Origin of the sequence: Microbacterium sp. A20 (genome assembly GCF_004794515.1) — a bacterium.
Taxonomy (GTDB): Bacteria; Actinomycetota; Actinomycetes; order Actinomycetales; family Microbacteriaceae; genus Microbacterium.
Genome location: NZ_SSDF01000084.1, coordinates 154571 through 175677, shown reverse-complemented (window position 1 = coordinate 175677; position 21107 = coordinate 154571). Strand labels below are relative to the sequence as shown.

The 21107-nt window shown below is 68.7% G+C and carries 20 protein-coding genes and 1 tRNA gene; 10 read left to right on the top strand and 11 right to left on the bottom strand.

Features of this window, described 5'->3' with window-relative positions; all coding sequences use genetic code 11:
* The first annotated feature begins 61 nt into the window (after positions 1-61).
* A complete protein-coding gene (locus tag DW298_RS13980) occupies positions 62-1069 on the top strand; it encodes a LacI family DNA-binding transcriptional regulator (protein WP_205820377.1) in 1008 nt (335 codons plus the stop codon).
* Between the two features lie 22 nt (positions 1070-1091).
* On the opposite strand, the gene DW298_RS13975 is transcribed toward DW298_RS13980, so the two are convergent.
* The 4 genes from DW298_RS13975 to DW298_RS13960 form a co-directional block, all read right to left on the bottom strand.
* Positions 1092-3686 carry a glycoside hydrolase family 78 protein gene (locus tag DW298_RS13975; RefSeq protein ID WP_136043075.1) on the bottom strand — a complete coding sequence of 865 codons (2595 nt, stop codon included), beginning with the start codon at positions 3684-3686 and terminating at the stop codon, positions 1092-1094.
* Between the two features lie 49 nt (positions 3687-3735).
* A complete protein-coding gene (locus tag DW298_RS13970; RefSeq protein ID WP_136043074.1) occupies positions 3736-5349 on the bottom strand; it encodes an MFS transporter in 1614 nt (537 codons plus the stop codon).
* Positions 5346-6080 (bottom strand): ion channel, encoded by a 735-nt coding sequence (locus tag DW298_RS13965; protein WP_240745136.1) that lies wholly within the window; start codon positions 6078-6080, stop codon positions 5346-5348. The genes DW298_RS13970 and DW298_RS13965 overlap by 4 nt, the downstream gene beginning before the upstream one ends.
* Positions 6081-6298: 218 nt before the next feature.
* Positions 6299-7009: a potassium channel family protein gene (locus DW298_RS13960; protein WP_136043072.1), complete on the bottom strand. Its 711-nt coding sequence runs from the start codon at positions 7007-7009 to the stop codon at positions 6299-6301.
* A 185-nt stretch (positions 7010-7194) separates the two neighbouring features.
* On the opposite strand from DW298_RS13960, the gene DW298_RS13955 reads away from it, so the two are divergent.
* Positions 7195-7283, top strand: a tRNA-Ser gene (locus DW298_RS13955).
* 50 nt (positions 7284-7333) lie between these two features.
* Here DW298_RS13955 and DW298_RS13950 read toward each other — a convergent pair.
* On the bottom strand, positions 7334-7843 hold the full coding sequence (locus DW298_RS13950) for a hypothetical protein (protein WP_136043071.1): 510 nt from the start codon (positions 7841-7843) through the stop codon (positions 7334-7336).
* 256 nt (positions 7844-8099) lie between these two features.
* Here DW298_RS13950 and DW298_RS13945 point away from each other — a divergent pair, with 256 nt between their 5' ends.
* The gene (locus DW298_RS13945) at positions 8100-8963 is read left to right on the top strand and encodes an AraC family transcriptional regulator (RefSeq protein WP_136043070.1); all 864 of its coding nucleotides are present in this window, start codon (positions 8100-8102) and stop codon (positions 8961-8963) included.
* A gap of 25 nt (positions 8964-8988) precedes the next feature.
* Here the strand turns inward: DW298_RS13945 and DW298_RS13940 are convergent, their stop codons facing one another.
* The 5 genes from DW298_RS13940 to chvE form a co-directional block, all read right to left on the bottom strand.
* Complete coding sequence (locus tag DW298_RS13940; protein WP_136043069.1) at positions 8989-9768, bottom strand: ATP-binding cassette domain-containing protein; 780 nt, start codon at positions 9766-9768, stop codon at positions 8989-8991.
* Complete coding sequence (locus DW298_RS13935) at positions 9765-10943, bottom strand: ROK family transcriptional regulator (RefSeq protein WP_136043068.1); 1179 nt, start codon at positions 10941-10943, stop codon at positions 9765-9767. Before DW298_RS13935 ends, DW298_RS13940 begins: the two co-directional genes overlap by 4 nt.
* A gap of 37 nt (positions 10944-10980) precedes the next feature.
* The gene (gene mmsB / locus DW298_RS13930; RefSeq protein ID WP_136043067.1) at positions 10981-12159 is read right to left on the bottom strand and encodes a multiple monosaccharide ABC transporter permease; all 1179 of its coding nucleotides are present in this window, start codon (positions 12157-12159) and stop codon (positions 10981-10983) included.
* Positions 12156-13697, bottom strand: coding sequence for a multiple monosaccharide ABC transporter ATP-binding protein (gene mmsA, locus DW298_RS13925; protein WP_136043066.1), 1542 nt, complete (start codon positions 13695-13697; stop codon positions 12156-12158). Before mmsA ends, mmsB begins: the two co-directional genes overlap by 4 nt.
* Positions 13698-13762: 65 nt before the next feature.
* Positions 13763-14914, bottom strand: a complete 1152-nt coding sequence (gene chvE, locus DW298_RS13920; protein ID WP_136043065.1) for a multiple monosaccharide ABC transporter substrate-binding protein — start codon at positions 14912-14914, stop codon at positions 13763-13765.
* Positions 14915-15221: 307 nt separating this feature from the next.
* On the opposite strand from chvE, the gene DW298_RS13915 reads away from it, so the two are divergent.
* Both DW298_RS13915 and DW298_RS13910 read left to right on the top strand, forming a co-directional pair.
* Positions 15222-15857 carry a GyrI-like domain-containing protein gene (locus DW298_RS13915; RefSeq protein WP_136043064.1) on the top strand — a complete coding sequence of 212 codons (636 nt, stop codon included), beginning with the start codon at positions 15222-15224 and terminating at the stop codon, positions 15855-15857.
* A gap of 64 nt (positions 15858-15921) precedes the next feature.
* Positions 15922-16722 carry a DUF1206 domain-containing protein gene (locus DW298_RS13910; RefSeq protein ID WP_136043063.1) on the top strand — a complete coding sequence of 267 codons (801 nt, stop codon included), beginning with the start codon at positions 15922-15924 and terminating at the stop codon, positions 16720-16722.
* A gap of 52 nt (positions 16723-16774) precedes the next feature.
* Here the strand turns inward: DW298_RS13910 and DW298_RS13905 are convergent, their stop codons facing one another.
* Entirely contained in the window at positions 16775-17167 is a 393-nt protein-coding gene (locus DW298_RS13905; RefSeq protein WP_136043062.1) for a nuclear transport factor 2 family protein, read from the bottom strand.
* A gap of 88 nt (positions 17168-17255) precedes the next feature.
* Here DW298_RS13905 and DW298_RS13900 point away from each other — a divergent pair, with 88 nt between their 5' ends.
* From DW298_RS13900 to DW298_RS13880, 5 genes are read left to right on the top strand one after another with little or no spacing between them, the layout of a single operon-like run.
* Complete coding sequence (locus tag DW298_RS13900) at positions 17256-17636, top strand: helix-turn-helix domain-containing protein (RefSeq protein ID WP_136043061.1); 381 nt, start codon at positions 17256-17258, stop codon at positions 17634-17636.
* A gap of 42 nt (positions 17637-17678) precedes the next feature.
* Positions 17679-18986 carry a cysteine desulfurase gene (locus DW298_RS13895; protein WP_136043060.1) on the top strand — a complete coding sequence of 436 codons (1308 nt, stop codon included), beginning with the start codon at positions 17679-17681 and terminating at the stop codon, positions 18984-18986.
* Positions 18983-19417, top strand: coding sequence for a Fe-S cluster assembly sulfur transfer protein SufU (sufU, locus tag DW298_RS13890; protein WP_136043059.1), 435 nt, complete (start codon positions 18983-18985; stop codon positions 19415-19417). The genes DW298_RS13895 and sufU overlap by 4 nt, the downstream gene beginning before the upstream one ends.
* Before the next feature lie 16 nt (positions 19418-19433).
* Entirely contained in the window at positions 19434-20375 is a 942-nt protein-coding gene (locus tag DW298_RS13885) for a GNAT family N-acetyltransferase (protein WP_136043058.1), read from the top strand.
* Positions 20376-20434: 59 nt separating this feature from the next.
* Positions 20435-21076, top strand: a complete 642-nt coding sequence (locus tag DW298_RS13880) for an NAD(P)-binding domain-containing protein (protein WP_136043057.1) — start codon at positions 20435-20437, stop codon at positions 21074-21076.
* Positions 21077-21107: the final 31 nt, after the last annotated feature.

Here is a 21107-nt window from a genome sequence, read left to right as displayed (position 1 = left end):
GGAGTCCCGACGACCGATTGCCGTACACTGCGGACAGCATCCGGAGCGGCGAGGAGCAGTAGTGGCAGTGAGTGTGCGTGACGTCGCAGCGGCGGCAGGTGTGTCTGTCGGCACGGTGTCGAACGTCCTGAACCAGCCGGACAAAGTCGCGGCGACGACGGTCGAGCGCGTGCAGGCCGTGATCGCCGAGCTCGGCTTCGTGCGCAACGATGCGGCACGCCAGCTTCGCGCCGGTCGCAGCCGCAGCATCGGCCTGATCGTCCCGGACGCGGGCAACCCGTTCTTCGCCGACGTCGCCCGTGGTGCCGAAGCGCGCGCAGACGAAGACTCGCTCGCCGTGCTGCTCGGCAACAGCGACGAGAACCCCTCGCGTGAGGACAGCTACCTCGACCTCTTTCGCGAGCAGCGGGTGAACGGTGTGCTGATCACCCCCGCATCCGAAGACGACGACAAGCTGCTGCGAGTGCAGGCGTCGGGCATCCCGGTGGTCCTGGTCGACCGTGAGGTGGCGGGGTCGGCGTTCTGCTCGGTGTCAGTCGACGACGTCGAGGGTGGATTCCTCGCCGCCCGGCATCTGCTGGGGATCGGACGGCGTCGTCTCGCCTTCGTGGGTGGCCCCGAGGGGATCACCCAGGTCGCTCAGCGCCTCGAAGGTGCCCGCCGAGCGGTCGCCGAGGTTGCGGGAGCGACGCTCGAAGTGATCCGGATGCCGGCACTCACGGTGCTCCACGGCCGCGCGGCGGGCGAGGCGATCGCCGCGCGTGCCGAGCGAGAGCGTCCGGATGCCGTCTTCGCTGCGAACGACCTGCTCGCGGTGGGAATGCTGCAGGCACTGACCCTCTTGCGCACGATCCGGGTGCCGGAGGACATCGCGTTGGTCGGCTACGACGACATCGACTTCGCGACGGCCACGGTCGTGCCGCTGACCTCGGTGCGCCAGCCCGCTCAGTTGATCGGACGCACGGCCGTCGAACTGCTGCTGCGGTCGATCAGTGATCCCGACGGCGAGTATGAGCGCCGGGTGCGGTTCCGCCCCGAGTTGATCGTGCGGCAGTCGACGGCCGGTTGAGTCTTCTGCCGGCATCCGGCGGTCATCCAGGCAGCGGCACCGATCGCGCATGCGACCCGTGGCCGAGCTCCTCGACAGCCCAGCCCGGAAGGTCGAGTTCGGCGGTGGTGCCCACGGGAACGACGAGATCGACGTGCAGTCTGTCGTGCTCGATCCGCCACGAGATCGAGGCCTCGCCGTACGGCGTGCGCTGCGTTGCCGACGCCTGCGTCAGCCCGCCTCCCGGCCGAGGCGCGAACCGGATGCGGCGGTAGCCGGGTTCGGCCGGAGCGAGTCCGGCGACGCTGCGGTGGAGCCAGTCGGCGACGGCGCCGAGCGCGTAGTGGTTGAACGAGGTCATGGTTCCGGGGTTGACCGAGCCGTCCGGGAGCAGGGCATCCCACCGCTCCCAGATCGTCGTCGCTCCCTGCACGACCTGATAGAGCCAGGACGGGCACTCCCTCTCCTGCAGCAGGTCGTATGCCGCGTCGGTGTGCCCGGTGAGGGTGAGCGCGTCGCAGACGAGGGGAGTGCCGACGAAGCCCGTCGCGATGCGGTTGCCGTCGGCGTGGACGAGTTCGGCGAGACGAGCACCCGCTTTCGTGCGCTGCGCAGCGTCGGGGAGCAGATCGAACACGATGGCGAGGGCGTAGGCGGTCTGGGCGTCCGAGGTCATCGTGCCGTCGGGCTTCACGTACGCGACGCGGAATGCTGCCGCGACCTCGTCGGCGAGGGCGGCGTAGTGGGCGGCATCCGCGGACCTGCCGAGCACGCGCGCCATGTCGGCGACGGCCCGCGCGGACCGGGCGAAATAGGCGGTCGCCACCAGGTAGCGGTCGGTGCGCGCATCGCCGGGGTCTTGAGGCGGGGCCGCGGGGTCGAGCCAGTCGCCCAGCTGGAAGCCCTCGTTCCACAGCCGGTCGGGACCGGCGACGGATTCCACCTTGTCGACCCAGCGTCGGGCGCTCTCGAACTGGGCGGCGAGCACGCCGGTGTCACCGAAGCGCTGATAGATCGTCCAGGGCAGGAGTGTGGCGACGTCGCCCCACGCCGCGCCGGGTCGGATCGGATCCCACACCTTGTGGGTCGGGATGACGGGGACGAACCAGGGCACGGTGCCGTCGGGCAGCTGGTCGGCCTCGACGTCACGGAGCCATCCCGTGAGCATCCCCGAGACGTCGAACAGCGTCGACGCGGTCGGGCCGAACACCTGGATGTCGCCGGTCCAGCCCACGCGCTCGTCGCGCTGCGGACAGTCGGTCGGGATGTCGACGAAGTTGCCGCGCATGCCCCAGACCACGTTGCGGTGCAGCTGTTCGACCAGCGGGTCGGAGCAGGCGAACCAGCCCGTGCGTTCGAGGTCGGTGTGCAGCACGCGCGCGGTGAGCGCGCCGGCTGCGGCATCCGCATCGAGGTCTCCCGGCCAGCCGTCGACCTCGACGTAGCGGAAGCCGTGGAACGTGAAGCGCGGCTCCCACTCCTCGCCGTCGGCGCGCCCGGCGAGGGTGTAGTGGTCGGTGGAGCGGGCGCTGCGCAGCGGACGCGTGAAGATCTCGCCCTCCTGCAGCACCTCGGCCGTGCGGAGGGTGACCGTCGCGCCCCGCGGTCCCGTGACGCGGATGCGCACCCGTCCGACGAGGTTCTGACCGAAGTCGAGGATGCGCGCACCCCGCGGTGAGGTGAGCACGGCGATGGGAGCGACGTCTTCGGTCACTCGGACGGGAGGCCCGGTCGGGGCCACCAGAGTGTGCGGATCGCGCTCGCGCACGGCGACCGGGGCCCAGTCGCCGTCGTCGAACGCGGGCGTCGACCACCCCGGCACCTCCTGCCGTGCGTCGTGGTCTTCGCCGTCGTAGATTCCGGAACGGAGGATGGGGGAGGGGGCGGCCTTCCAGGTGTCATCGGTCGCGAGTGTCACGCGCCGCCCGTCGGCGTAGGTGATCTCCAGCTGGGCGAGGAAGGACAGATCCTGGCCGAAGACGTTGCGGTGACCGCCGCGCCAGCCGAGTCGACCCCGGTACCAGCCGTCGCCGAGCCAGGCGCCGATCGCGTTCTCGCCGTCGCGGAGCAGGCCCGTGACGTCGTAGGTGTAGTACCGCAGTCGCTCGCGGTAGACGGTCCAGCCCGGCGACAGGGTGTCGGATCCGACGCGGACGCCGTTGATCTCGGCGTCGTACAGGCCGTGGGCAGTGGCGTAGAGACGTGCGCGGACGATCTGGCCGTCGATGCGGAATCCCCGCCGCACGAGAGTCGCGCGGCGGGCGTCGCTCTCCGGATCCTCGTCGAGCTCCAGTCCGATCGGCCTCGCGGACCAGTCCTCGGCATGCAGCAGACCCGTCTCGAGCCAGGTCGCGGGGCTCGGATCGGACCAGTCGCCGTCGTCGCCCTGCACTGCGACGCGCACGGCGACGCGCTCGCGGGATTCCAGCGCACGGCTCGGCCACGGCACCAGCACCTGCTCGGACGAGGCGACGTCGAAGGTCTCCTCTCCGTCGATTCGCACGACGGTGATCGCATAGGCGTGCTGCTGCCAGTCGGCGGGAGCATCGCTGAGCGTCCAGCTCAGGCGTGGTCGGGGTTCCCCGATGCCGAACGGATCTCGGTGGTGTTCGATGCGCGGCGCGGAGACGGTCGTCATGGTCCTCATCCTTGCGGATCGACCTCCGTCTGCACTGACTGTTCCGGCCTCAGGTCGTCGTCTCGCTGCGCCGATCCCGTACGGCCTTCGCGTTCGGTATCCCCCTCGAGAACAGGAGGGACAGGAGACTGATCAGGATCAGCCCGAAGAAGGCGATGCGCAGCGACGACAGCTGCGAATCGCGGTAGACGGTCGCCAGGGTATCGGCATCCGCGTCGCTCAGACCGGCGTCTTCGGCGATGGCGGCGACATCGGCGGCGGGCACGATCGTGACGCCGTGTTCCGTGGCGGACGCGACCGTGGTCTTCGTGGCGTCGGGCAGATCGCTCGCCGCGACCCCCGACGCGAAAGACGTCGACAGCGCCCCGATGAGGATCGAGCCGATGAGTGCGGTTCCCAGCGACGATCCGAGGTTCTGGAACACGCCCTGGAGGCCGCCCACCTCGCTCGTCTCCTTCTCGGTCACACTCGACATGTTCACGTTGCCGAGCTGCGAGGCGAGCAGCCCGAGCGCAGCACCGGCGAGGAACATCCCGGTGGCGAAGAATCCGCTGCGCAGGTCGCTGGTGGCCGAGCCGAGCAGGATGAGTGCGCTGACGACGAGCACCAGCTGGCCGATCCGCACGATCCTCCGCGGCGACAGCATGCGCGAGAGCCGGGTGCCGACGATGGAGAACAGCACGAGGGCGATCGAGAGCGGGAAGATCCGGATGCCGGTCTCCAGGGCGTCGAGGCCGAGCGTCATCTGCAGGTACACCGGCACCATGAAGAAGAGACCGGCCGTCGCGGTGTACTGCGCACCGAGCACCGACAGTCCGCTGCGGAGGGAGGTGATCGAGAACATGCCCACATGCACGAGCGGCGCCCGCCCGGCGCGTTCGAGGCCCCGCTGCCGGGAGAGGAACAGCGCGAGCAGTACGACCCCGAACACGATGAGCCAGGCGGCGGGAGAGATACCGAGCGGAGCGATGGAGACGCCGCCGATCTCAGGAGGGTTGAGCGGCAGGATCCACCCCCAGGTCTTGCTCTGCAGCATTCCGAACACCACGGCCACGAGTCCGATCGAGGAGAGCGCGACGCTGAGGATGTCGATCCGCACAGTCTGTCTCGGCGTCGGGTCGGTGACGATCCGTGCGCACAGCACGACTCCGATCATGATGAAGACCTCGGCCACGAAGACGTAGCGCCAGTCGAGGTACGTCGTCACGAAGCCGCCGATCAGAGGCCCTGCCGCGACGGCCGCACCGGAAACGGCGCCGATGATCGCGAAGGCCGTGATCCGCTCCCGACCGCGGTAGTTGTCCGCGACGAGGGCTGCGATAGCCGGGATCACCAGCACAGCGCCGAGCCCCTCGATGATCGACCAGCCGAGGAAGAGGAACTGCACGTTCGGACTCAGTGCGGTGATCAGCGAGCCCAGCGCATACACGCACGACCCGATCACGAATGACCTGCGGCGGCCCCACACATCGCCGAGTTTCGCGCCAAGCAGCATGAACGCGGCCATCGTGAGGGTGTAGAAGGTGATGGCCCCCTGCATTGCGGTGACGGTGGTGTCGAGATCGGACACGACGGTCGAGATCGACACGTTCATCACCGTGCCGTCGAGCACCATCACGAACTGCGTGGAACCGAGGACGGCGATGACGCCCCACTTCTTCATGACGTCTCCTTCGAGCGCGCAGCGGACGCGACGGGGGTGGTGGTGTTCGCGCCGGCGCCGCGCATGATGCGCGCGACGGCCGTGATGAGGAACAGCTGACCGGTGATCGCCTCCGCGACCGCGACAGCCTGCGATGTCGCGTTCGCCGGAACGAGGTTGCCGTAGCCGGTGGTCGTGAGGGTGGTGAACGAGAAGAAGAGCTGATTGGCGAGCGAGTCCTCGCCCGCGTCGCCGAACACGGGGGAGGAGGAGGCGAGCGAGAGCAGGTTGAAGACGAACGTGAAGAAGAGGCCCACGAGGACGTAGGCGGTGATCGCCGCCAGCAGGGCCTCGACGTTGAGCCCGCGTCGCTTCACCTGGTGCCCGATGATCGCGATGGGAGACACGAGCAGTGCGAACATCGTCGCCGCGGAGAACACGATGTCGAGGACGTGCCCGCTCGCACCGAGAAGTGTCGTGACGATGGTGGCCACCCCGGCGGCTGACAGGATGATCCACGCCACATGCTGCACCGTGCGGGGCGCGGCCGTGACCCGGAAGACGACGGCGACGGTCATGAGCGTGACCAGGAAGGCCCACGGGCTCGGATTCGTGCCACGCTGCGCGGCGCACAGTGCATACGAGACGACGACCAACGCAGCGACGACCGCATACCCCGATGCCCCGCTGAAGAGCAGATCGGGACGTCGATCATCGGTTCGGGCTTTCGCCGCACGTGCGGATGCGGTCACCGACCCGGCTCCCCGGGAACCATCGCCGGCGTGTCGGTCACTGGCCATGTCGCACCTCGCACCCGCTCGATGACGGCGCGGGATCCGGATGACCGGGGCGGATCCCCGGGGTCGGGTGCGGGCGGCGTCGCATCGCTCATCGTGCCAGTGCCCGACGGGGCACGAGAGTCGCGCATCACCCCTTCCGGGCGAGGGTGCCCGGGGTGCGTCGGCGCCCCTCAGACGTCGCTGGTCGTGGCGCGCTTCGCGCTCGCGCCCCGCATGATCCGCGCGACCGCCGTGATGAGGAAGAGCTGACCGGTGATGCCCTCGGCGATCGCCACCGCCTGACCGCCGGTGCCGACCGGCACGAGATTTCCGTAACCGGTCGTCGTGAGCGCCGTGAAGGAGAAGAACAGTTGGTTGCCGAGCGAGTCGAGGCTCTCCTCTCCGAACAGCGGATCCGTCGAGATCTGCGACATCAGGTTGTACACGAAGGCGAAGAACATGCCGACGAGGATGTACGCGGTGATCGCGGCCAGCAGTGCCTCCAGGTTGAGGCCGCGACGGGTCACCTGGTGGGCGATGACCACCCAGGGGGCGACGAGGAGCGCGATCATCGACGCGGCCGAGAGCGGGATGGCGAGCAGCGGGCCCTCGAGTCCGAACAGATCGGCGACGACGGCAATGACCCCGGCGGCGGAGAGCACGACCCAGGAGACCCGCTGGACCATCGGTCGGGCCCTGGTCACATGGAAGACCATGGCGACCGTCGCGAGCATGGGGAGGAAGGCCCACGAGCTCGGGTCGGTGCTGGGCTGTATCGCGCACAGGCCGTACGACACGATGAGCAGGACCAGGACGATCCCGTACCCGAGAGCGCGGTCATCCCACCGGCGGCCGAGCCGGCCTGTGGCGCGTTGCTCGTCCACCGCTTCTGTCAGGGGCATGTCGACTCCACTCCGGTGCGGTGGACGCCGTCGTCCACGATGTGCGGCCAGTATCCCAGCGCCGGAGCGCATCCCGTCTCAGGGCGGGTGCGCGTCGGCGGGAACGGGAACCTCGACCCGGTTCGAGACTGCTCGCCGAACCCGTTATGATGGCTGAGTGCATCCGATCTTCGGGTCGGATCCACGGAGACGTCGCATAGTCCGGCCGAGTGCACCACCCTGCTAAGGTGGAGTCCCCTCACGGGGACCAGGGGTTCAAATCCCCTCGTCTCCGCACTTTTTCTTCATCGGCGCCCGTGCTTCACGGGCGCCGATCTCGTTGTCTCAGCGACTTCCTGCGGAGCGGGCGACGCCGATGGGATCGACCTCCGTCGACTCGTTGGCGATGCCGAATCGGATCAGCGCGCGTGGATCAGACCGGTAGTCCGGAGGCGGCACATCGAGCGCGCTGGCCTGGAGAAGGGTGAAATCGGCCGCGGAGCCGACGACGCGGAGCGTCCCGACCGGGAGGCAGTCCACCACGAGCTGGAACTCCTTCTCGCCCTGGTGCACGGCGGCTCCGGAGATCGACCAGGCGGTGAACTCGTTCGCCGTGCGCGTGCTCAGCCAGTTCTGCTGCACCACACCGGTCACCCTCAGCAGGGCGGTGGTGCCGCGGAGGCGCGAGGACTGTCGCAGCTCGAGCAGGACGCCCACGACTCCGCCCAGGACATCGACGAGGATCCGGGTGATCTGTGCGCCGACGAGAGCGTCCGTGTTCAGGAACGGATTCTCCTCGCGCGGGAGCGGCGGTAGCTCGCCGGGGACGCCGATGAGCAGGTCGTTAACCATCATGTCGAATCGTCTCCCCAGTCCCCCGACCCTTCGAGAATATGTGATCGCGGTTCACATACTCTGTGCGCCGAGTGTGAACGGGGATTCCGGAGCGCCGCTCGATGCTGCTCAGGGCACTGCGACGGCCGCAACCTTCCGATAGTCTCGCCCGCGTGGCCGGCCCGGGCGGCAGGAGCCCGAGCCGATCGAATCGGACCGCAGAAGTCGGGTTCCGATGGCCGGGGCGCGGCGACGATGGTGGGGAAAGGAGGATCTCATGATCGGAACGCTCAACGCCCTGGTCGACCTGGTCGAAGCCACCGGCTCCGATGAGATCGACGTCGCCGGGTTCGCGCGCGAACACGGCACGACGGAATACCACCTGCGTCGGATGTTCTCGGCGCTGGCCGGCATGCCGCTATCGGAGTATGTGCGGCGGCGTCGCATGACGCTCGCCGGTGCGGAGCTCGCCGCCGGCGCCTCGAGCCTGCTCGATGTGGCCGTGCACCACGGGTACGGCTCGGTCGAGGCTTTCGGCCGCGCCTTCCGTGCGGTGCACGGCATCGGCCCGGCCGACGCGCGCCGAGAAGGGGGCCCTCTCCGTACACAACCCACGCTCCGGTTCCGCCTGAGCGTCGAAGGGAGCATCCCGATGGACGTCACCATCACCCACCGTCCCGCATTCGTCCTCGCCGGTCACGCCGCCGAGGTCCCGCTGATCCACGAGGGCGTCAACCCCCACATCCAGGCGCACATCGCCGCGATCCCGGCCGAGGAGCATGCGCGCCTCAAGGCGCTCGGCGACGCCGAACCAGCGGGGATCCTCGCAGTCACGGCCGACGTCGAGCCGGATGCGCCGGAGGGCACGCTGCTCACGTATCTGCACGGCGTCGCGCTGCAGGACAGCACCGCGGTGCCCGACGACCTCGATTCCCTGCGCCTCGACGAAGGGTCCTGGGCGGTCTTCGCCGCGCGCGGCCCGTTCCCGGCGACGCTGCAGAACCTGTGGGCGGCGACGGCGACCGAGTGGTTCCCGTCGAACCCCTGGCGACTGCGGCCCGGACCCTCGATCGTCCGCTACCTCGAGTTCACCGGCGACTTCGCGTCGTGCGAGCTCTGGCTGCCGGTCGAACAGGGCTGAACCGGGTGCCCCGCGCGGGGATCGCTCAGCGCGGGGCACCGCCCTTCATCGGCGGGCGATAGGTGCCGATGATCGCGGCGATGAGGTCGGAGTAAGCAGCATCCTGACTGGAGAAGCTGCCGTTGTTGCGGCCGTGTCGCAGCACCTCGACCCTGTCGGACACCGCCTGCACGTCGGCGATGTTGTGACTGATGAACACGACGCCGAGCCCGAGTTCGCGGAGCTGCTCGATGTGGGTGAGCACGTCGGCGGTCTGAGCGACGCTGAGGGAGGCGGTCGGCTCGTCCAGCACGACCAGTCGAGGTTGGCTGATGAGAGTGCGCGCGATCGCCACGGCCTGTCGCTGACCACCGGAGAGGGCGTTGAGCGGAGTGCGGGTCGAGGGGATGTTGGCAGCGAGATCGCTCAAAGCCTGCCTGGTCGCATTCTCCATCTCGCCCTCGCGCAGCATCCCCTTGGAGGTGCGCAGCTCGCGTCCGAGGAAGACGTTCGCGGTGACGTCGAGGTTCTCGCAGACCGCGAGGTCCTGGAAGACCGTCGCGATGCCGAGTCGGTTGGCTTCGGCGGGGGAGGAGATGTCGACGCGCTCGCCGTTGATGCGGATCTCGCCGGACGTCGGTGTGAGGGCGCCCGCGATGACCTTGGCCAGCGTCGACTTGCCCGCGGCGTTGTCGCCGACGAGGCCGACCACCTCGCGGGCGTTCACGGTGAAATCGACGTCGGTGAGGGCTTCGACGGCGCCGAAGCGCTTCGTGATCCCGCGCAGGGTGAGCAGTGGCTCGGCCTGCGACGCCGAGAGAGTCATGAGCGGCCCTCGAGAAGCTGGGACGGGTCGGTCGACTGCAGGATGTGGATGGTCGCGCCGACGAGAACCGTGTCCTTGCCGAAGGAGGCGGGAATCGGCTCGCGGCGAGGAGCGCGACGTTGCGGCGCGTGCTCGCGCAGGGCCGCCGCGAACGGCAGCAGGAAGACCGGGCCGGCGTCGGTCAGCTCGCCGCCGATCGTGATGGTCTCGGGGTCGAGGGTCTGACAGACACCCGCGACCACGCGTCCGAGCGTCGCGCCCGCATCGGAGACGACTCGCGCGCAGCCGGGGTCTCCGGCGGCGGCCCGGGCGATGACGTCCTTGAAGGTGACCTGCCCGTACGTGGCGCGCAGCGGCGCGGTGACGGCCTCGGCTCCGACGACGGTCTCGAGGCAACCGCGCTGGCCGCAGGGGCAGATGGATCCGGCGGGGTCCACCTGCACGTGTCCGATCTCGCCCGCCGTGCCCCCGCGTCCGCGGTAGAGCCTCGAATCGAGGATCACGCCGGCGCTCGTCGTGTACGAGGCGTTGATGAACAGGCTGTCCGAGACGTCGCGCGCGGTACCGAGCGTCGCCTCGGCGAGAGCGGCGAGATTGGCGTCCTTCTCCACCAGCACGGGGCATCCGAGACGCTGTTCGACGACCGTGGCGATGGGCTGCGATTCCCACCGCCTCATGACGCCGGCATACGAGACCAGACCGGTGTCGGGGTCGATGGGCGCCGGAACGGCGATGCAGATGCCGATCAGTTCGTCGGCCTGCGCCGCGATCATCTCGAGCATCTCGACGATGAGGAGGGTGATGCGATCGAGCACCGTGTCCTCGGCGTGATCCGCCGGCAGCGGCATCGAGCGGTCGGCGAGCACGGACTGCCCCACGTCGTTGAGGCGCACACGCATGCTGCGACTTCCGATGTGGACGGCGGCCACGAGGCCCGCACGCCGGGCGATGGTGACGAGCTGCGCGCGCCGGCCGCTCCGCGAGGTGGGGTGCGTCTCCACGAGGCCGGAGAGCGACAGCTCCTTCACGATCGCCGACACCGTCGCGGTGGACAGGCTGGTCGCTTCGGCGAGCTCGACCTGGGTGAGCCCGCCGAAGCGCTTGACCGCATCGACGATCTTGGCCGTGTTGGCCTCGCGCAATCCCGACTGGGAACCGCTCGACCATCTGCTCATAGCGGGAGCATATCGCCTCGGATCGGCACCGCCGGGGTCAGCGTGCGGCCCCCGCCCGACGCTTGTTCCAGACGTCGAACGCCACGGCGATCAGGAGCACCAGACCCTTCACGACCTGCTGCGTCGCCTGGTCGAGACCCATGAGCTGCATGCCGTTGCTCATAACCGCCATGATGAGACCGCCGACGATCGCTCCGCCGACGCGTCCCACACCGCCGGTGACGGCGGCACCGCCGATGAAGCAGGCGGCGATCGCGTCGAGCTCGAACATGTTCCCCGCTCCCGGCTGCGCGCCGTTCGTGCGCGAGGAGAACACGACGCCGGCGACGCCGGCAAGGAGCCCCATGTTCACGAAGATCCAGAAGTTGACCCGACGCACGTTCACGCCGCTCAGCAGTGCGGCGTGCAGGTTGCCGCCGATGGCGTAGACGTGACGCCCGAACACGCTCTTCTGCGTGATGACCGAGTAGGCGATGATCAGGACCGCGAGGAGGATCAGCACGAAGGGGAGGCCGCGGCTGGTCGAGAGCTGGTAACCGAACCACATCACGACGGCCGCGATCAGCACGATCTTCGCGATGAACCATCCCAGCGCCTCGACCGACTGCTGGTGCGCGACCTTCGATCGGCGGCTGCGCACCTGCCACACCGCGTAACCGCCCACGCCGATGGCGAAGATCACGAGGGTGAACACGTCGACCCCGTAGCCGCCGAAGAGACCGTTGAAGAATCCGTTGGCTATCGAGTAGTAGGTGCCGCCGAAGGGCGACAGCGAGACGTTGCCCAGCACGATGAAGGTCAGGCCGCGGAACAGCAGCATGCCCGCGAGGGTCACGATGAACGCGGGGATGCCGACGAACGCCACCCAGAAGCCCTGCCATGCGCCGACCAGGAGGCCGACCACCAGCGCGGCGATGACGCCGACCCACCACGGCAGCTGCATCCGGATCACGAGGACCGCGGCCGTGGCGCCGGTGAGGGCGACGACCGAGCCGACCGAGAGATCGATGTGACCGGCGATGATGACGATCACCATGCCGATCGCGAGGATCAGGATGTAGGAGTACTGCAGCACGATGTTCGTGAGGTTCCCGGGGGAGAGGAACGTCGGGTTCAGGATGGCGAAGAACGCCACGATCGCGACGAAGGCGACGAGGATGCCGCTCTGGCGCAGGTTGCGCGTGGCGAGGCTCAACAGGTTGGTGACGCCGGTCATCGTTCGGCCGTCCTTTCGACAGTCATGAGTTGCATGAGGTTCTCCTGGGTGGCCTCGGCGGCCGGCAGCTCACCGGTGATCCTGCCGAAGGCCAGGGTGTAGATGCGGTCGCAGATGCCCAGCAGCTCGGGCAGCTCGGACGAGATGACGAGCACGCCCTTCCCCGCCGCGACCAGGCGGTTGATGATCGTGTAGATCTCGTACTTGGCGCCGATGTCGATGCCGCGGGTGGGCTCATCGAGGATCAGCACGTCGGGCTCCGTCTGGATCCACTTGCTGAGCACGACCTTCTGCTGGTTACCGCCGGAGAGGTTGCCCACGAGCTGGAGCACACTGGGCGTCTTGATGTTCATCTCGGCCCGGTACTGCTCCGCGATCCGGAGTTCCCGGTTCGCGTCGATCCAGCCGCCGGGACTGATCATCCGCAGCGAGGCGAGCGTGATGTTGTGGCGGATGTCGTCGATGAGGTTCAGCCCGAACTTCTTGCGATCCTCGGTCGCGTAGGCGATCCCGGCACGGATGGCCGCGCTCGTGGTCGACGTGTCGACTTCTTTGCCGCGGACGAGGACCCGCCCCTTCGCGTTCCGTCCGTAGGTGCGGCCGAAGACGCTCATGGCGAGTTCCGTGCGTCCTGCACCCATCAGCCCCGCGATGCCCACCACCTCTCCCGCACGCACGGTGAGGGAGGCGTCGTCGACCATGATCCGTCCCGGCTGGGTCGGGTGATGCACGGTCCAGTTCTCGATCCGCAGCACCTCCTCGCCGAGCTCCGGTACCCGCTCCGGGAAACGATGGGCGAGGTCGCGGCCGACCATGCCGCGGATGATCCGGTCCTGCGTGGAGGCCGGATCGCTCATGTCGAGAGTCTCGATGGACCGGCCGTCGCGGAGGATCGTGGTGCGGTCGGCGATCGCATCGATCTCGTTCAGCTTGTGCGAGATGATGATCGACGTCATCCCGCCGTCGCGCAGGCGCCGGAGGAGGTCGAGCAGATGCGCCGAGTCGGTGTCGTTGAGCGCCGCGGTCGGCTCGTCGAGGATGAGCAGACGCACGTTCTTCGACAGTGCCTTCGCGATCTCGACGAGCTGCTGCTTGCCCACGCCGAGCTGGCCGACCGGCGTGGCGGGGTTCTCGTCGAGACCGACCTGGGCGAGCAGTTGGGAGGCCTCGGAGTTCGCGCGGTCCCAGTCGATGAGCCCGCCTGCGCCGCGACGCTCGTTGCCGAGGAAGATGTTCTCGGCGACGCTGAGGTAGGGGATCAGCGCGAGTTCCTGATGGATGATCACGATGCCCACCTGCTCGGAGTCGCTGATGGATCCGAACTTCGCCTCCTCGCCCTCGTAGACGATCTCGCCCTCGTACGCGCCGTGCGGGTAGACACCCGACAGCACCTTCATGAGGGTGGACTTGCCCGCGCCGTTCTCGCCGCAGATCGCGTGGATCTCGCCGCGGCGGACATCGAGGTCGACGCCCTGGAGCGCCTTGACTCCGGGGAAGCTCTTCTCGATCTCCCGCATCTGCAGTACCGGTGTCGTCATGGACCGGGTCCTTTCCGTCGAGAGGGGCGTGACGTCGTGTCGACGTCACGCCCCCGGAGCGATGACTATTCGGCGACGCCGGAGTCGACCTCGGCCTGAGTCCAGTAACCGGAGTCGACCAGCAGCGAGGTGATGTTGTCCTTGTAGACGATGTCCGACTGCAGGAGGTACGACGGCACGACCTTCACACCGTTGTCGTAGGTCTCCGTGTCGTTCGCCTCGGGCTCCTCACCCTCGAGCATGTCCTCGGCCACGACGACCGACTGCTCGGCGAGCTTGCGCGTGTCCTTGAAGATCGACGCGAACTGCACGCCCTGGTCGATCAGGGCGATCGATCCGATCTCGGCATCCTGTCCGGTGACGATCGGGAGCCCGTCCGCGATGGTCGCGCCGAGACCGCCGGTGCCCTGCAGCGCCGTGATGATGCCGCGTGAGATCCCGTCGTAGGGGGAGAGCACTCCGTCGAGCTTCGTGCCGCGGCCGTAGGTCGAGGTGAGCAGATCCTCCATGCGCTTCTGCGCCGTCTCCTGCTGCCACCGCAGGATCGCCGCCTGCTCGATGTCGGTCTGACCCGACGGCACCGTGAGCACGCCCTCGTCGATGTAGGGCTGCAGCGTGTCCATCGCTCCCTGCCAGAAGAAGTGGGCGTTGTTGTCGTCGAGCGAGCCGGCGAAGAGCTCGATGTTGAACGGACCCTTCTCTCCGGTGTCCTTGCCGTCCTGGTCGAGCACGCCGAGGCCGACCAGCAGCGAGGTGGCCTGCTGCACGCCGACCTTGTAGTTGTCGAACGTCACGTAGAAGTCGACGTTCTCGCTGTCGCGGATGAGACGGTCGTAGGAGATCACGGGGATGTTCGCTGCGGCGGCCGCGTCGAGCTGCGAGGACAGCGCGGTGCCGTCGATCGCGGCGATGATGAGGAGGTCTGCGCCCTTGGTGATCATCTGGTCGATCTGCTGGCCCTGCGTCGGGATGTCGTCGCCGGCGTACTGCAGTTCGACCTGGTAGCCGGCTTCTTCGAGGCCGTCCTGCACGGCCTCGCCGTCGGCGATCCAGCGCTCCGAGGTCTGGGTCGGCATGGAGACGCCGATCAGGAGATCGCCCTTGTCACCGGAGGCCTTCTCGCCGCCGCCTGCGGCGCCTGCTCCACCTCCACCGCAACCGGCGAGGGCGAGGACTCCCGCGAGGCCGAGGGCCGCGAGTGCATACTTCTTCTTCATTCCGAGCTCCTTTGCTGTGCAATGCGTCCCCCGGCCGAAGTCCGGAGGGTCAGCGTCCCCGGCCATTCGGGATCCGCCTCGGATCACTTTCTTGAGTTCGAGACTCGAAGTCAAGGAAACGTGATCGATTCGTGATGATGAATGCGAGGTGGCTTCGTTCCCGGATTTCTTCTCGAGCACGGGGATTTTGTGGGGATGGAACGCGAACGAGCGGCTTTTAGCTTCGAGACTCGAAGGTAAAACAGACCGGAGAAGCCGCTGTCCGTGCCTCGTGCGACACTGATCGCACGGACCAGGGAGGCACGTCATGGCGGCGATCGACCCCAAGAAGACGATCGATGCATACCGGGCGAAACGCGGTGAGTTCCGCATCGTCGAGGTGCCGCCGATGCAGTACCTGATGGTCGACGGCGCGGGCGATCCGAACACCTCTCCGGCCTATGCGGAGGCCGTCTCGGCGCTGTTCCCCCTGGCCTACACGCTCAAGTTCGCGAGCCGGAACGAGCTCGGCATCGACACGGTCGTGATGCCCCTCGAGGGGCTCTGGCACGCGTCGGACATGGCGACGTTCACCACACGTCGCGACAAGTCGGCCTGGCAGTGGACGCTGCTGATCATGGTCGGCGGCCACATCACCGCACCGATGTTCGCCGATGCGGTGGAGTCCGTGGCGCAGAAGGCCGCGAAGAAGAAAGAGCCGGTGCCCGCACTCGGATCCGTGCGGCTGGAGACCCTCGACGAGGGGATGAGCGTGCAGACTCTGCACGTCGGTCCGTTCGACGACGAAGGGCCCGTCCTCGACGACCTGCATCACCGCTTCATCCCCGAGAACGGTCTGACGATGAGCGGGCTGCACCACGAGATCTACCTGAGCGACCTGCGTCGCACCGACCCGGCGAAGCTGCGCACCATCCTCCGGCAGCCGGTGTCGCGGAGCGCCTGAGGGCAGAAGGCGTCGGGAAAGCAAGCCCCTCCACCGGGTCGGCCGTCGGCGATACTCTTCAACGATGAGCACGGTCAAGCACGCTGCGCGCGTCGCCCAGGGGTCCACGGCCTTCCGTCGCACCGCCCGTGTCGGGTTCGTCGTCCTCGGTCTGATCCACGTCATCATCGGCGCCATCGCCATCACCATGGCCGCAGGGGCTTCGGGAGACGCCGACCAGGACGGCGCGATGGAGCAGCTCCGGAACAACCCGGTCGGCGGATTGCTGCTCGTGCTCGTCGCCACCGGGCTGATCGCTCTGGCCGTGTGGCAGATCGCGAGCGCGTTCCTCGCCGCCGACCCCGCCGAGACGAAGAAGTGGGGGCAGCGCGTCAAGCTCTTCGGCATCGCGCTCGCGTACCTCGTGGTCGCGGGCATGGCGCTCATCTATGCGCTGGGCGGCGATGCCGAGTCGGAGACCGCGTCGAAGACCCTGAGCGCGGTGGTGCTGTCTGCTCCGGGCGGCGTCGCTCTGCTCGTCGTCATCGGACTGTCCGTGGTGGGCGTGGGGATCGGCTTCGTCGTCGGCGGCTTCACGCGCGGTTTCAAGAAGCTGCTCGACCTGCCGACGGGCGTCGCACGCGGGGGCATCGTGACGCTCGGTGTGATCGGCTACTTCGGCAAGGGCATCGCGGTGGCCGTGACCGGCGTGTTGTTCGTCGTCGCCGCGGTCACGCAGGATCCGGAGAAGGGTGCGGGGCTCGATGCGGCGTTGCGCAGTCTGCTCGAGCTGCCTCTCGGCGGACTCGTCCTGGGTGCGGTCGGAGCGGGCTTCGCGATCTACGGGGTCTTCTGCATCGCCCGGTCGCGCTACGCCCGCATGTGAGCAGGGCGCGGACGCCGGGCGGTCGAGAGTGCGGCCGCCCGACGCCGGTCGGTCAGGCCGGACCCCAGAAGCGGTCCTCCGCCTCCTGGTCCTCGCTGATGAGCCAGACCTCGGCGATGCGGTCGCCGGCGACGCGGAAGACGTCGACGCCGTGCTGGTCGAGGTCGTCGTGTCCGGCACGCTGCGCGCGGAAGCGCACGGTCGCGGACACGAGGTCGCCGCTCTCGGTCGCCGAGTCGGTCTCGAGCACGAACGTGCCACCGCTGAGCTCCATGAAGCGGCCGAGGTGCGCGAGGATCGCGTCGGGGCCGACGTGGTCGCCGGATGCCTGGTTGGCGCCGGGCTGATGCCACACGGCATCCGGATGGAAGGTGGCCGCCAGTGCCCCCATGTCTCCGGCGGCCAGGGCCGCACCGTACTGTCCTACAACGTCGATCGCCGACATGATGCTCCTTCTCTGTGGTCGGTACTCTGGAGCATCCAGCGTCTCGCCGAGGGCGCGGTTACTTCAACGTCACCGGGAGGAGCAGCGCATGTCGCGCACGTGGACGGTGTTCTCCGCCAGCTGCCCGTCTCGGGCGTCGCTCGCCCGCATCGCGAACAAGTGGACCGCGATGATCGTCGTCCTCCTGCACGAGCAGCCGCTGCGCTTCGGCGAGCTGCACACCCGGATGGACGGGATCACGAAGAAGGTGCTCGTCGACACCCTCCGTGCCCTCGAACGCGATGGGATGCTGGAGCGCACCATCGGCGACGACGGCCATTCGCGCTACCTGCTCACCCCGCTCGGGCGGAGCCTGCATGAACCGCTCCAGGCGCTGCAGGTCTGGGCGGAGTCCCACGTGGAGGATGTGCTCGACGCGCAGGACCGCTACGACGAGGTCGCCGACGCGAAGACGCTCGACGGGCGCTGACCCGCGGGCCCACCCCCGGCTCACAGGTGGGAAACTGGAACGATGAGCGTTTCTTCCGGTATCGACGTGATCGCCCCTCTGAGCGAGACCGAGGTGCAGCGCATCCGCGAGGACTTCCCGATCCTGCACACGCAGGTGCAGGGGCACCCGCTCGTGTACCTCGACTCGGGGGCGACGTCGCAGCGGCCGTCGGCCGTGCTGGATGCCGAGCGCGAGTTCTCGACCACCATGAACTCGGCCGTGCACCGCGGGGCGCACACGCTCGCCGCCGAGGCGACCGAGCTGTTCGAGGATGCTCGCAGCAGCGTCGCGCGCTTCATCGGGGCGCACGACGACGAGGTCGTGTGGACCTCGAACGCGACCGAGGCGATCAACCTCGTCGCGTACTCGCTGTCGAACGCATCGCTCGGGCGCGGGGGAGCGGCTGCCGAGGGGCTCCGGCTGCGTGAGGGCGACGAGATCGTCACGACCGAGATGGAGCACCACGCGAACCTCATCCCGTGGCAGGAGCTCGCGGCCCGCACCGGGGCGACGCTCAAGGTCATCCCGCTCGACGACGACGGAGCACTGCGCCTCGATGCCGCCGCCGACCTCATCACCGCGCGGACGAAGCTCGTGGCGTTCACGCACGTCTCCAACGTGCTCGGCGTGATCAACCCGGTCGAGCGTCTGGTCGCGCTCGCCCGCGAGGTGGGCGCCCTGACCCTGCTCGACGCCTGCCAGTCGGCACCGCACCTGCCGCTCGACGTGCGCGCGCTCGGCGTCGACTTCGCCGTGCTGTCCGGCCACAAGATGCTCGGCCCCACCGGTATCGGGGCGCTCTACGGGCGCCGCGAGGTCCTGGCCGCGATGCCTCCGTTCCTCACGGGCGGTTCGATGATCACCACCGTCACGACGACCGAAGCCGAGTACCTGCCGCCGCCGCAGCGGTTCGAGGCCGGCACGCAGCGGGTGTCGCAGGCCATCGCGCTCGCCGCGGCCGTGGACTATCTGACCGAGGTGGGGATGCCGCGCATCGCCGCGCACGAGGCCGCCTTCGGACGCCGTCTCGTCGACGGACTGAACGCGATCGACGGGGTGCGGGTGCTCGGTGCCGGCATCGATCTTCCGCGTGTGGGGCTCGCGAGCTTCGATGTCGCCGGCATCCACTCGCACGATGTGGGGCAGTTCCTCGACGATCTCGGCATCGCCGTGCGCGTCGGGCACCACTGCGCGCAGCCGCTGCACCGGCGCCTGGGCGTCACCTCGTCGACCAGGGCGAGCACCTACCTGTACACGACCGAGGCCGAGGTGGATGCCGTGATCGACGGCGTCGCCGGGGCGATCGACTTCTTCCGGAGGGGCGCATGAGCGACCTGCAGAACCTGTACCAGGAGCTGATCCTGGACCACTCGCGCACCCCGCACGGCTACGGCTTGCGCGAGGAGATCGCGGCCCAGTCGCACCAGCTGAACCCGACCTGCGGCGATGAGATCACGCTGCAGGTGCACCGCGGCTCCGACGGGGGTGTCGAGGCGATCGCCTGGGAGGGACACGGCTGCGCGATCTCGCAGGCATCCGCCTCCCTCCTCGCCGAGCTCGCCGAGGGGCTCACCGTCGAGGAGCTCGAGGTGCGCATCGCGGCGTTCCGCGAGGCGATGCGCTCGCGCGGCAAGATCGAGCCCGACGAGGAGCTGCTCGGCGACGCCGCAGCCCTCGGTGGGGTGTCGAAGTACGTGGCGCGGGTCAAGTGCGCCATGCTCGCGTGGGTCGCGGCGGAGGACGCCCTCACCCGCAGCTGAGGTGCAGGATGGACGCATGCCCGTGCATCTGAAGCCGCTGCCCGCCGGACGCTTCGACGAGTGGCGGGCCGCGGCGAGGCGGCGCCTCATCGACGGCAACCGGGCATCCGGGAGGCGCGTCGGGGATGATGCGGTTGCATTCGCCGACGAGTACCTCGACGAGCTGCTGCCGCACGGGGCGGCGACGCCGACGGCGCGGGTCATGCGGATCGTCGACGCGGAACAGCGCGAGCTCGGAACCCTGTGGCTGGTGCTCGCAGGCGCGAAGCTGTTCCTCCTCGACCTCGCCGCCGAGGCCGAGCTGACCGGCACCCAGAACGATGAGCTGGTCGCACGGATCGTGACCATCGCGCGCGACATGGGCGCGACGCAGATCAGCGCACCCGTCTTCCCGCAGGCGGTCGCGGCCCATGCGCTGCTCGACGGTCGCGGCTTCGGGGTCGGATCGATCCAGATGGTGCTCGAGCCGGTGCCGGTGCGTGAGGTCTCGTCGCATGTCGTCGTGGCCCCGATGTCCGACGCTTACTTCCCCCGGTTCCTCGCGGCATCCGAAGAGGGGTTCGCTCACGACCTCGTGGAATCCGGCCGCTACTCGCCGGAGGAAGCCGCCGCCGAGTCCCACCGTCAGCTGGTCGAGGAGCTGCCGGACGGACTGGCCACCCCGGGGCAGGAGCTCTTCACGGCCACGGTCGACGGTGTCGAAGTCGGCATCCTCTGGCTCGGCATGCGCGAGCGCGATGGACGCCCGCATGCGTTCGTGCTCGACATCGAGGTCACCGCGGATCAGCGCCGCAGGGGGTACGGGCGCGAGCTGATGCACGCCGCCGAACGTGAGGCTCACCGGCTCGGCGCCGACTCGATCGGGCTGCACGTGTTCGGCTTCAACTCCGCCGCCGTCGAGCTGTACGAAAGCCTCGGCTACCGGCGCACCGAGGAGACGCTGCTCCGCGAACTGTGATGCCCGGTCACGGGACGACACGAGGGGAATAGTGCGGTGTGCTCGACGTTGCCCCCAACATGACAACTCTCGGAATCATCGGTGCAGGACACATCGGCAGCCAGGTCGCGCGCGTCGCGGTGGCGAACGGCTACGACGTCGTGATCGCCAACTCGCGTGGGCCGGAGACGCTCGCGGCCCTCGTGGAGGAGCTCGGGCCCCGCGCGAAGGCTGCGACGGCGGAAGACGCCGCGGCAGCCGCGGATGTCGCGGTCGTGACCGTCCCGCTCCGCGCGATCGACGCGCTCCCCTCCGCACAGCTCGCCGGCAAGATCGTGCTCGACACGAACAACTACTACTTCGAGCGCGACGGTCGCATCGAGGCACTCGACAAGGGGGAGACGACGACGTCGGAGCTGGTGCAGCGCGCGCTCCCGGACTCGAAGATCGCGAAGGCGTTCAACCACATCTACGCCTCGGAGATCACGACCGACGGCAAGCCGGCTGGAGCCTTGGACCGCCGCGCGCTGGCCACCGCCGGTGACGACGCCGAGGCCGTCGCCTTCGCGACGCGCTTCTACGACGAGGCCGGCTTCGACACGGTCAACGTCGGGTCGCTGAGCGAGTCGTGGCGGGTCGAGCGCGATCGCCCGGCGTACGTCGTGCGGCAGAACGCCGAGGAGCTGACCGCGAACATCGCGATCGCGAACCGTCTGCCCTGAGCGCCGCGGGGCGAGCGCTCTCCGCGGCGAG

Bases quoted from the DNA above. Each gene is read 5' to 3' on its own strand.
- DW298_RS13970 (WP_136043074.1), bottom strand. From the start codon at position 5,349: ATGAAGAAGTGGGGCGTCATCGCCGTCCTCGGTTCCACGCAGTTCGTG.
- mmsA (WP_136043066.1), bottom strand. From the start codon at position 13,697: ATGACGACACCGGTACTGCAGATGCGGGAGATCGAGAAGAGCTTCCCC.
- DW298_RS13885 (WP_136043058.1), top strand. From the start codon at position 19,434: ATGCCCGTGCATCTGAAGCCGCTGCCCGCCGGACGCTTCGACGAGTGG.
- DW298_RS13880 (WP_136043057.1), top strand. From the start codon at position 20,435: ATGACAACTCTCGGAATCATCGGTGCAGGACACATCGGCAGCCAGGTC.
- chvE (WP_136043065.1), bottom strand. From the start codon at position 14,914: ATGAAGAAGAAGTATGCACTCGCGGCCCTCGGCCTCGCGGGAGTCCTC.
- DW298_RS13905 (WP_136043062.1), bottom strand. From the start codon at position 17,167: ATGTCGGCGATCGACGTTGTAGGACAGTACGGTGCGGCCCTGGCCGCC.
- DW298_RS13975 (WP_136043075.1), bottom strand. From the start codon at position 3,686: ATGACGACCGTCTCCGCGCCGCGCATCGAACACCACCGAGATCCGTTC.
- DW298_RS13950 (WP_136043071.1), bottom strand. From the start codon at position 7,843: ATGATGGTTAACGACCTGCTCATCGGCGTCCCCGGCGAGCTACCGCCG.
- DW298_RS13940 (WP_136043069.1), bottom strand. From the start codon at position 9,768: ATGACTCTCTCGGCGTCGCAGGCCGAGCCACTGCTCACCCTGCGCGGG.
- DW298_RS13915 (WP_136043064.1), top strand. From the start codon at position 15,222: ATGGCGGCGATCGACCCCAAGAAGACGATCGATGCATACCGGGCGAAA.
- sufU (WP_136043059.1), top strand. From the start codon at position 18,983: ATGAGCGACCTGCAGAACCTGTACCAGGAGCTGATCCTGGACCACTCG.
- DW298_RS13945 (WP_136043070.1), top strand. From the start codon at position 8,100: ATGATCGGAACGCTCAACGCCCTGGTCGACCTGGTCGAAGCCACCGGC.
- DW298_RS13900 (WP_136043061.1), top strand. From the start codon at position 17,256: ATGTCGCGCACGTGGACGGTGTTCTCCGCCAGCTGCCCGTCTCGGGCG.
- DW298_RS13895 (WP_136043060.1), top strand. From the start codon at position 17,679: ATGAGCGTTTCTTCCGGTATCGACGTGATCGCCCCTCTGAGCGAGACC.
- DW298_RS13910 (WP_136043063.1), top strand. From the start codon at position 15,922: ATGAGCACGGTCAAGCACGCTGCGCGCGTCGCCCAGGGGTCCACGGCC.
- mmsB (WP_136043067.1), bottom strand. From the start codon at position 12,159: ATGACCGGCGTCACCAACCTGTTGAGCCTCGCCACGCGCAACCTGCGC.
- DW298_RS13935 (WP_136043068.1), bottom strand. From the start codon at position 10,943: ATGAGCAGATGGTCGAGCGGTTCCCAGTCGGGATTGCGCGAGGCCAAC.
- DW298_RS13960 (WP_136043072.1), bottom strand. From the start codon at position 7,009: ATGCCCCTGACAGAAGCGGTGGACGAGCAACGCGCCACAGGCCGGCTC.